General features: G+C 32.8%; 8 protein-coding genes. All 8 read right to left on the bottom strand.

Features of this window, described 5'->3' with window-relative positions; genetic code table 11:
* Positions 1-119: 119 nt before the first annotated feature.
* The 8 genes from B3L86_RS08915 to B3L86_RS08880 all read right to left on the bottom strand — a co-directional run bounded on the left by B3L86_RS08915 (position 120) and on the right by B3L86_RS08880 (position 10,144).
* Entirely contained in the window at positions 120-989 is an 870-nt protein-coding gene (locus B3L86_RS08915; RefSeq protein ID WP_291117875.1) for a ComEA family DNA-binding protein, read from the bottom strand.
* Positions 990-1,083: 94 nt separating this feature from the next.
* Complete coding sequence (locus B3L86_RS08910) at positions 1,084-2,580, bottom strand: alanine/glycine:cation symporter family protein (RefSeq protein WP_291117872.1); 1,497 nt, start codon at positions 2,578-2,580, stop codon at positions 1,084-1,086.
* Between the two features lie 86 nt (positions 2,581-2,666).
* Positions 2,667-2,894, bottom strand: a complete 228-nt coding sequence (locus B3L86_RS08905; protein WP_291117869.1) for a PspC domain-containing protein — start codon at positions 2,892-2,894, stop codon at positions 2,667-2,669.
* A complete protein-coding gene (locus tag B3L86_RS08900; RefSeq protein WP_414655128.1) occupies positions 2,891-3,313 on the bottom strand; it encodes a 6-phosphogluconate dehydrogenase in 423 nt (140 codons plus the stop codon). Before B3L86_RS08900 ends, B3L86_RS08905 begins: the two co-directional genes overlap by 4 nt.
* Positions 3,314-3,318: 5 nt before the next feature.
* Positions 3,319-4,599, bottom strand: coding sequence for a DUF2851 family protein (locus tag B3L86_RS08895; RefSeq protein WP_291117866.1), 1,281 nt, complete (start codon positions 4,597-4,599; stop codon positions 3,319-3,321).
* A gap of 104 nt (positions 4,600-4,703) precedes the next feature.
* Positions 4,704-6,065 (bottom strand): pyridoxal-phosphate dependent enzyme, encoded by a 1,362-nt coding sequence (locus B3L86_RS08890; protein ID WP_291117863.1) that lies wholly within the window; start codon positions 6,063-6,065, stop codon positions 4,704-4,706.
* 57 nt (positions 6,066-6,122) lie between these two features.
* On the bottom strand, positions 6,123-8,093 hold the full coding sequence (locus B3L86_RS08885) for a putative porin (protein ID WP_291117860.1): 1,971 nt from the start codon (positions 8,091-8,093) through the stop codon (positions 6,123-6,125).
* Positions 8,094-8,197: 104 nt separating this feature from the next.
* Positions 8,198-10,144: a S8 family serine peptidase gene (locus B3L86_RS08880; protein WP_291117858.1), complete on the bottom strand. Its 1,947-nt coding sequence runs from the start codon at positions 10,142-10,144 to the stop codon at positions 8,198-8,200.
* Positions 10,145-10,564: the final 420 nt, after the last annotated feature.

Here is a 10,564-nt window from a genome sequence, read left to right as displayed (position 1 = left end):
TGAGGAACCACTTCTTTATGTAAAAAATCTTGTAGCGTTTTTCTAAACAAATGATGCTCTTCTGTGAAGTAAATTGAATTCATATAATTAAATTGTATTGCCCTTTTTGGGTTATTTTTTTAGAATTCCAAATATAAGGCAATAATATTTAATTTTTCAACGGGAAATCCCTTAATTTTTGTTAAATCCTCAATGCCTTTAATTCCATTATTCATGCTTCTGAAAGTCACAATCTCCTTAGAAATGGCATAGTTGAAATAAGGAAACTTAGCCAACTCTTTTGTTGATAAATCATTAATCTTAATCTTCTTAATAGCAGGCGGTTGTTGTACCTCAAAATGTTTCTTGAGATTCTCTACCACCTCAGGCGACAAACCCCAAATAACGTCCATTTGATCCATGGAAACAAATCCTCCAAAAATTTCTTTTTGCTTTAAAATTCGTTCTGATAATGCTGGCCCAATACCATACAGTTTAATTAAATCGTCCTGACTGGCTTGATTGATGTCCAAGCGAACAATCACTTCCTTTTTTGGTTTGGAATAATCTTTAAACTTAAAAGTAGCCTTTGGTTGACTGACCCAACTTGGAAATTTAAAATAAGGAGAAATCGCCTGAAGCAAACTATCCGAAACTTGGGTGACTTGTTGAAACTCCTTGGCAGAATTGACATACTTATTTTCTTTTCGGAAGGCAAACAGACGATCCAATTCCGCAGTAGTCATTCCTAATTGATAGCCTCTGTAATCGGTTATAAAGTTGGGATTAAATGGATAAATTTTCTGAGTTGCACTAGAAGATTCTTCTTTCAAGCTGTCAATATACACTTGCATAGCCATCCATTCCGCTTTTGATTTAGTGCTTGGCTTTTTGTCTGTTTTTGAAACCCAAAACCAATAAGCTCCTTGTAAAGCAACAATTAAAAACAACAAAACAAAAATCCCTTTTCGTTGATCAGAAGAAAAACTAAAAAGGGATCTATAATTCATATCGTACTTATTTACAACTAAATAAAACTTCTTTAAAAACTCATGTGTAAACTAATAATTAAACTTAATATAACGTATAGGATGAATAAAAAAACTAATTGTATTTTTTTATCTCACCCGACTTCAAACGTTTAAAATAATCTTTCAAATCATCTCTAACTTCTGAAGAAAGGAAATACAATCCTAAAATATTCGGAAATGCCATACCTAAAATCATCATGTCCGAAAAATCCATCACCGCACCTAAACTGGCCGAAGAACCAATAACAACAAACACTAAGAAAAGTAATTTATACACGTTTTCCATTTTCTTGGTGTTCCCAAAAAGATACGTCCATGATTTCATTCCATAATACGACCAGGAAATCATCGTAGAAAAAGCAAATAATATAATAGCAACTAACAACACGTATTGGAACCACGGAAACACACTACTAAAAGCAGCAGAGGTCAATGCAGAACCAACTAATCCTTGGGTATCTTGTGCAAAACCTGAAAAAATCAATACTAGGGCTGTCATGGTACAAACAACAATGGTATCAACAAACGGCTCTAATAAAGCAACAATTCCTTCGCTAACCGGCTCATCCGTTTTAACGGCAGAATGTGCAATCGCGGCAGAACCAACTCCAGCTTCGTTTGAAAAAGCTGCTCGTTGAAAACCAACAACTAATACTCCAATCACCCCTCCGGTAATACCATCTGCGGTAAACGCTCCATCAATTATCAAACCAAATGCTTCACCAATATGACTTATATTTACGGTTATTATGATTAAAGATGTAACAATATATAAAATAACCATCATAGGCACTATTTTATCCGTAACATTAGCAATTTTCTTGATACCCCCAATTATGACTATCCCCACAAAAAAGGCGATAACCAAACCGTACCAAAATCCTTTTCCTTCAAAAAAAGGAAATACATTGGCCAATTGAGCGAATGATTGATTGGCTTGAAACATGTTTCCACCACCAAAGGAACCTCCAACTGCAAGAACTGCAAAAACAACAGCTAAAACTTTTCCTAAACCGGCTTTACCTCTTCTTCGCAATCCTTCTGACAAATAATACATCGGGCCTCCGGAAACCTCGCCTAAATCATTCAATTTTCGGTATTTAACCCCTAAGGTACACTCTACAAATTTGGAAGACATTCCTAAAAATCCGGCCAATATCATCCAAAAAGTGGCTCCGGCTCCACCGATAGTTACTGCAACAGCCACACCGGCAATATTTCCTAAACCAACAGTACCCGATAATGCGGTAACCAAAGCTTGAAAGTGAGAAACTTCTCCCTCATCTTCCGGTTTGTCATAGTCACCTCGAATTAACTGAAAAGCATGTTTGATTCCTTTTAAATTGATAAAACCCATGTAAAGGGTAAAAAAAGTAGCTCCAATTACCAACCACAAAACAACCAAAGGCATTTCAAAACCTATAAAAGAAAGAGGTTTATAAAAAAATACAGCCGCTAATGCATCTACTGCCGGCTGAATTATATCATTAATTTTTTCATCTAATCCTCGTTCTTGTGCAAACGAAAAAATGGGTAATAATAAGGCTAATAGTAGCGTTACTTTTTTCATAAAAGTGGTGGTTTATTTAAATAGGACAGCAATATGCGAAAAAAAATGCTTTTAAAAAAAAGTTAAGACAGTTTTTTAAGAATAATCTACAAATCGAAGACGGAACTTCTTTTGGTATATATCATATCCTTAAGCTTTAACCAAAACGCCAAGGTGAGATATACAAAAAACCAAAGTCCGGCTGTAAAGAAAGTACTATAAATAAAAAACAACCGTACGTTAGTAGCCCTCATGCCTAATCGATCTGCTACACGAGAAGACACATGAAATCCATACTTTTCAAAAAAATGCCGCATTGTTTTTATCCAACTCATTGTTCTGAATTTTGTTTAGGTCGAACAAATGGTGAATCTTCTTCTTCTACTTGAGTCACAAAATAACGTGTGTCTCCCCACCAGGAAAAGGCTCGATATCTCTCAACATAGGTCAATTTCACATACTTCCCTTGATATTTTTCCAAATCGGAAACCACTTGTTTTTCTTTATTTGCAATGGAAAACTTAAAAATTTGAGCTCCCGAAATCCCTTGACTCATTTCGCCCTCCCATGTTTTAAACACCATACCTTTTCTGCTAATTTTGATTAATTCACCCGAACGAAAACCTTCGGAATAAGGCACGTAATATATAAAAGTAAAAAAAGCAATCACAACTAAAACCATAGCAAAAAGAAATCGCTTGAAATACTTGGCAACTTTTTGAAGAAACGTTAGTTTTTTTGGAGAAGTTTCCATGTGAATTATTTTGGTGAGGTAAAGTTAATTAAGTTTTTGCCAATTTCACACTGCAAACATTTATTTTGATTGCAATACTTGCTTTTCAAATGTAGTAAGGCCTGAGAATGCAAGCTAGAGCTGGACTGTAATCCAAATTGTTCGAATTTTTCAATGATGCGGTTCTTTTCTGATTTAATTTCTAGAGCCAGTGCAAGTAACTCTTCACTATTTTGTGTCCCTTTGCTTTTTGAGTAACTGAATTTTATAGGCAAAACACAATTCAATAACAACAAATCAATAAAACTTTTTGAAAGTGATTTTGACTTAAAAGTACTTGCATGATCAAAAGTATAATGCGTTTTCCAATAGTCGGAAACTTGAATAGTGAATATCATATAAAATTCTGAAAGTGAATTAGCATCCAAACAACGTTGCATCAAATTAGATTCCCGATGAAGCAATTGAGCCAATTGAGCCAAACGAATGGTTGGAAAATTATCAGGTCGGTGCTTAAAAAATTCAGGAGCTACAATAGAAGTGGGTTGCAATTGGTATTTGTGAACCAAAAAGTGCCATTTATTTTTTAAATCATGATAATAGTTATCTTCAAAATAATGTTCTAATAATCCGACTCTTCCAAAAAACAGAGCTTCTAAAGCCAATAAATCATGTTGCTCTTTTTTTAGAACCGAAAAAGGTATTGAAAGCAAAAGTTCCTGAAAAGAAATGCCGTTGGTATTCAATCCAAAACTTCTTGCCAACGAAATGTAAAAAACATACTCCCAATTAGTAGTAGTTTTCATTAAAACCAGTTCCAATTCATTCGTTTTTTGTTCCAATCGCTCCACATACAATCGCTCTACCCAGTGAGAAAGGGTAAACTTCGGTATATTTTTTAATTGATTTTCACAATTTATCCATGATTTGGTAGCCACCAATTGCTTGTAATTCTCCAAAACGGAGGCATCAACATAATGCTTCAATTCCAAAACAGGAATTACAGTAGTATTCTTTCGATAAATTTCAACATCGTGTTCCCAAACCACATGCAAAATCACATTGTCATAATTGGAATCGTTTTCGTGATGGTGAACATACCAATCGGAAGATTTTAAATGTATTTCAATATTTCCTGCCCATTTTTGATTGTCAATAAGTAATTGGGCATTAAAAAAATCCGGTCCGGATTGCTTTAAATAATAACCCGTATGAAGAATAGAGAGTTCTTGGTTTTGAAAAGTGTGTAACTGTGTGAACTTAAATTTTTTAAAATGCCACACATAATGTAGAAAATCTTCTTTCATGGCGTATACTATTTTTTTGGCGATTACTAATTTGAACTACTAAAATACAAAAAAATCCCTGAATGTATAAACTCAGGGATTATTTTTTTAAAGGGAAAGTGCTATTAGTTGATCGAACTTATAATATCATGCTTGGTAATAATATGGTATTTTTTATTAGCCATTTCTACTAAAACTGCTTGATTGTCTTTGCTTATCAGTTTTGAAACTTCTTCAATAGGGGTATTTTCATGAACTATCGGATACGGCTTACCCATGATTTCTTTGATTGGTTTTTCCGCGATATTTTTATCTGAAAAATAACTTTTAAACAAATCTGATTCATCAATGGAACCTACAAATCCAGTAGTGTCAATAACAGGAATTTGAGAAATGTTGTATTTTTTCAAACGTTCAATGGCATGTGAAACCAATTCTTCTGTGCGAACAATGACTAAAGGTTTATCGCTATGCGATTTAATTAAATCGGAAGCTTTCGCAACTTCCTCATCTAAGAAGCCACGCTCCCGCATCCAATCGTCATTAAACATTTTGCCTACATAACGGCTTCCCGAATCATGAAATAATACCACAACTACATCTTCAGGTTTAAAATGTTCTTTTAGCTGTAAAACCCCTTTTATAGCTGCTCCGGCAGAATTCCCAACAAAAATTCCTTCTTCTAGAGCTAACCTACGGGTATAAACTGCAGCATCCTTATCGGTTACTTTTGTAAAACCGTCAATTAAAGAAAAGTCAACATTCTTTGGCAAAATATCTTCACCTATTCCTTCTGTGATATACGAATAAATTTCATTCTCATCAAATATGCCGGTTTCATGGTATTTTTTAAATACGGAACCATAGGTATCAATACCCCAAATTTTAACTGCCGGATTGCGTTCTTTTAAATATTTTGCCACTCCGGAAATGGTCCCTCCTGTTCCTACACCAACAACAAAATGGGTGATTTTTCCATCGGTCTGTTCCCAAATTTCAGGAGCCGTTTGTTCATAATGAGCTATTGCATTACTTGGATTGTCATATTGATTTACGTACCAAGAATTTGGAATTTCAGTACCCAATCGTTTCGAAACAGAGTAATACGATCTTGGATCTTCGGGCTCTACATCGGTTGGACAAACAATCACTTTGGCTCCAACAGCTCGCAAAATATCCATCTTTTCTTTGGATTGTTTGTCTGTAATAACACAAATTAATTTATATCCTTTGACGATAGCCCCTAAAGCAAGTCCCATTCCTGTATTTCCAGAAGTACCTTCAATAATTGTCCCACCCGGTTGTAACCTTCCATCAGCTTCAGCATCTTCTATCATTTTTACAGCCATTCGGTCTTTGACAGAATTACCGGGATTGAATGTTTCAACTTTGGCCAGTACCAAACAGTCCAATTCACTGGTAATTTTATTGATTTTAACCAAAGGAGTATTCCCGATTGTTTCTAATATATTTTTTGCAAATTTCATTTTTGTAGTTCTATTTAATAAAGGTAATTAAATTATTTAATAAGTCCGTTCAATCTACTATTGGAAAAAATTCCAAATAATTCCAAACCTCACCATAAAATCACGATAAGGATAATTAGGTGCTGTATAAAAATTAGACGAAGTAAACGACGAGTTAAAATGTTCTGCTTTCAAGAACAAACGGGCTTGTTTGATTTTTGCATTGATAAAATAATCAAACATAGGAAACCCACCTATTTTCTTTTGATCTTGTACAAAAAAAGACCCCAATAACGGATTGTAATCATCCGCATAATAATCTGTAAAATAAGTAAAGGTTACTCCGGTTTGCAAAAACAAGGCTTTTTTGAAAAAATGATTGGAATAATAAAACGTATTTCTCAAAACCAGTTCCGGCACATTCAAAACTACTTCAGACTGATCGGTTTTTTGATATAAGAGGGTATTATCAAGAGCAAAATTTCTGAACTTAAATTCTTTTTCAGCTTTTAACGAAAAATAAGTAACGCTTTGGTCAAACTGTTTGGGAGTAACAAGCAATTGAACAGCTGTTGGATCATCATTACTGAAATATAAAAAATCATTAATTGAAGTAAACTGTGCGGTAGCATTGATCCAAGGTGTAGTTGCTTTAATTTTTATATTTTGAACTTTCTCGTTTTTAAACGAGTTGTTCCAATTGTAAGTCACATAATTACTTTGAAAAAAAACATAGGTATTATCAGGCATTTGCGTCATGGCCTGGTAGTGAAAATCCAATGTATACGACTCTAAAAATTGATACGCTAATTGCAAATCCAAAGAAGATAAATCTTGATTAGACAATGTTTGAGTTAGTATCGCTTTACCGTTCAAATCTCCTTTTCGATAGGAATACTGACCACCAATTGTAGTTATCTCATCACTATAGGTACTTGGTATCGTAGTGTCAGACAAAAGCAATACCCTATTGTAATATTGATTGAATCTAAAGTCTTCAGTAAAAAAAACAAAACTACCTAAAACTTTATGTTCATAGGAAGCTCCAAACTTATTATACATACGATTGTACCGGGTTTGATCATTGATATTGGATAAACGATACGAATCTCCGAGTCGATTAATTGTAACGGAACCTTCATCAGTTATAATTGTTGTGGAAAGAGTGCGTTGTTTGAACTCAAAAAACTTGTGTTCATAATTAAATTGATGCAATAAGGTCAGTTTTGAATCGCTTTTTGAATTTGTCAAATGATAGGAATGATTGATAAAATAACGATTTCCCTTCAAAAAGCTGGTAGCATCTTCAAAAAAAACCTGCAGTCGAACCCTATTTTTAAAATCTTCATCATCACTTTCAAAATCATTGGTTCTTACTATACCTCCGTTTTCACCGTTAGAAAAATCTTGTGATGTAAAGTGTGCTTGTAAATGATAACGCTCGTTTGGATTGGTATAATTGGTTGTAAATCGAAAATTACCATTACTGGCTAATTGATTTACATATTTACCTAAAGAACGTAATCCTTTATAAGCCATTGAAAAATTTAATCGTTCTGAAGTATTGAGAGTAATAAAGGCATCTAGTGATTGACCTTGCTCCATCACGGTTTTGAAATACAACTCAGTCAAAGGGGTTGCTACTTTATAATAAGAGATATCTTCTGGATCCATATAACCAAAATGCTTGGCTTTGAAACCCATTTCAGGGAAAGTGGTATAGGAATTTAATCCATAATCTAAGACAGTATAAACATATCCTTCATTAGCAAAAGGCAATAAACCAAAAATATCTCTTCTTAAATAATTATAACTGTATTCCTTTTTAATTGTAAGCGAAGTATCTACAACTGTGGTATCTCGCTCAATAGTGAAAATTTGATACTGCTCTATTTTAGCATCCTCTAAAACCATTGACTGAGATGCTTCTTTCTTTTTAGCACTTTCATTTTCTTCTCCCTTTTTTACTCCTCCAATTGAACCTAATCTAGTTTGTGACTTCACTGAAGAAGAAAATAAAATCACAACTATAATAAGAATAATTCTCATTTTATTTCTCTTTTTTTGTAAAAGTAATTCATTTTGATAATAAAAAATGAAAGAAGCAAACTTGAAAATCTGCTTCTTTCACTTTTTATAAAATGCATGAAGAATTAATTAATTAAAACTTTTTTTATGATTGAATTCAAACCACTTTTAACACTTAATAAATACATCCCTTGAGTGAAGTTTTTCAAATCAATAGAATGATTTAACTCATGATTTTTAACCTCTTTAAAGAAGACTATCCTACCATGAATATCATAAATTGTGATAAATGTTGGATCACTTGATGTAGTTAAATTTATATTTAAAAAATCATTTGCTGGATTTGGCCACACCTTAACTTCTTGAATATTTGAATCAATTGTATTCAAAACCAAGTCGCCTCCAGTTAAAATTAACGAAAAAGCTTGATTCCCGGAAAGCAATGTTCCTTTATGACTAACTGTCAATGTATATTGACCTGAAGTTGGACTAGTAATATCAATTCTTTCTAAATTATCAACATTATTATCCCCCTTAATAGCACCACCACTTAAATTGTTCAAATCATATTTCCAAGGAAAAAAAGTTTCACTACTATTCGTGATTCTCAAATCTAAATCATTTACTAAAACAGGTGTTGCATCATTTAACAAACCATTTCTGGATGTCCCTTGAGGATCAGTCCAACATATTGTTGCCTTGAGTGGAGTTGATGAAGAGGCATTAAATAAATATGTGAAAGTTTGTCCATTTACTAAATTTGACTCAAGGATTAATGAGCCACCAGTACTATTACTAGTTATTACATTAGCAGCAGCTTGGGCATCTAACAGCCCCCAACCAAATCGAGTATCGGGACCAATAATATTTGTATCATCTAATGCAGTATGACATACCAATCCTTTAAGAGTAGAGGCTTTCATAAAATTAGAATACAAATTATTATAATGTTCTTGTAATAACAATATAGTTCCAGACACTACAGGAGAAGCCATTGAAGTTCCTGAAATTGTATCATAATCATTATTATTACTGTTAAATGTAGAAAAAACATTTGTACCATCTGCCGCAATATCAGGCTTAATTCTTCCATCATCTGTTGGTCCCTGACTACTACTACCATTTATAAATAAGGAAGTAATGTTGCCTGTAATTGGATGAACTGAAGGATTTGCATTCGCAACTACTAAATTATTTTTAGAGTTTTTATTACCCGTAAGCTTATCAAAACCTGGTGCCAATCCACCAGTATAAGAATCGTTTCCAGAATTTCCGGCAGAAGCAACCATCAAATAATAAGGATATGTGTAAGCAAGTTCATCCCATGCTACAGCAGTATCATTATAGCATCCCATGTACCAAACTGGAACATTCAACACATTGTTATCATTATAAATAGGAACGCCATAAGAATGATTAGAAATCAGCAAACCGTTTTGAGAAACATCGAATAGCACTTCATTCAAATCACCTGACCAATCATAAGATCTTATATTTGATCTAGGAGCCATTCCTCTTGCAGAATTTACGACTCCAGCGGCACCAACAGTACCGCCTACATGAGTTGCATGAAAATTTGAAGTTGGTGTTATTGATAAATTATCAGGTGTTATGACCCTTGCAGACGGAGTGTTGAATTCAACATGTGTTTTTAAAATCCAACCGCTGTCCCAAACACCAACATTCATTCCTTCTCCTTGCAAATTAAGCCCCAATAATCCACCTGGATATAACCTATTTGTTCTAGAGGCTACAGCAGCAGAAAAATTGTCCGTAGCAACATATACGGGCTTGTCATTTATAACATCAACCAACTTATAAAATCTTCCATTAGATTCTATATCAGTAGATACATTTGGATTAATTGACAAAAAATCATAAATTTTTTGTCGAACAATTAATTCATTCTGATGAAATGAAAATTCTAATTGAGAATATTTTTCTGGATCATACTCAGAAATAATTTTTCTAACCTCATCAACATTTTGGGAATTTATTAAACCATAATAAAATACAAGAACAAACAAAACTATTTTTTTAATCATTTTTTCTAAATTATTTATCTTTTTCAATTTTAATTACGAACAAAGTTTAGACTTTACAAATATATAAAAACAAAATGCATTTAAATAAGTTGTTATGAAAATTTAAACATATTTACTTATAGTCATATAAAAAGAAAAAAAAATTAAAATGCGAAATAGTTAATCATACTACTACAGCCTATATTAAAGGGAAACTATATTTCAAGTTAAGCAAAATTATAGTAATTTGAATTATTAACAAATTCAATTCAAAAGCTAAGTAAGTTAAAAAAACGAATAACATACATAAAAATTCAAATCAAGAAGAAGTTATTCTAAAAATCTAATAATAAATAAAACAAAAATAAGTGTACAAAAAAAGAAAAATTAGTTTGAACATTTTAAAAAAGAAAAACACTTGCAAAAAAAATTTGCAAGTGTTTAAATAAATATTACTAAATAATCTAT

Source organism: Flavobacterium sp. UBA6135, from assembly GCF_002428305.1.
Lineage (GTDB): Bacteria > Bacteroidota > Bacteroidia > Flavobacteriales > Flavobacteriaceae > Flavobacterium.
This window is presented reverse-complemented; position numbering and strand designations above follow the sequence as displayed.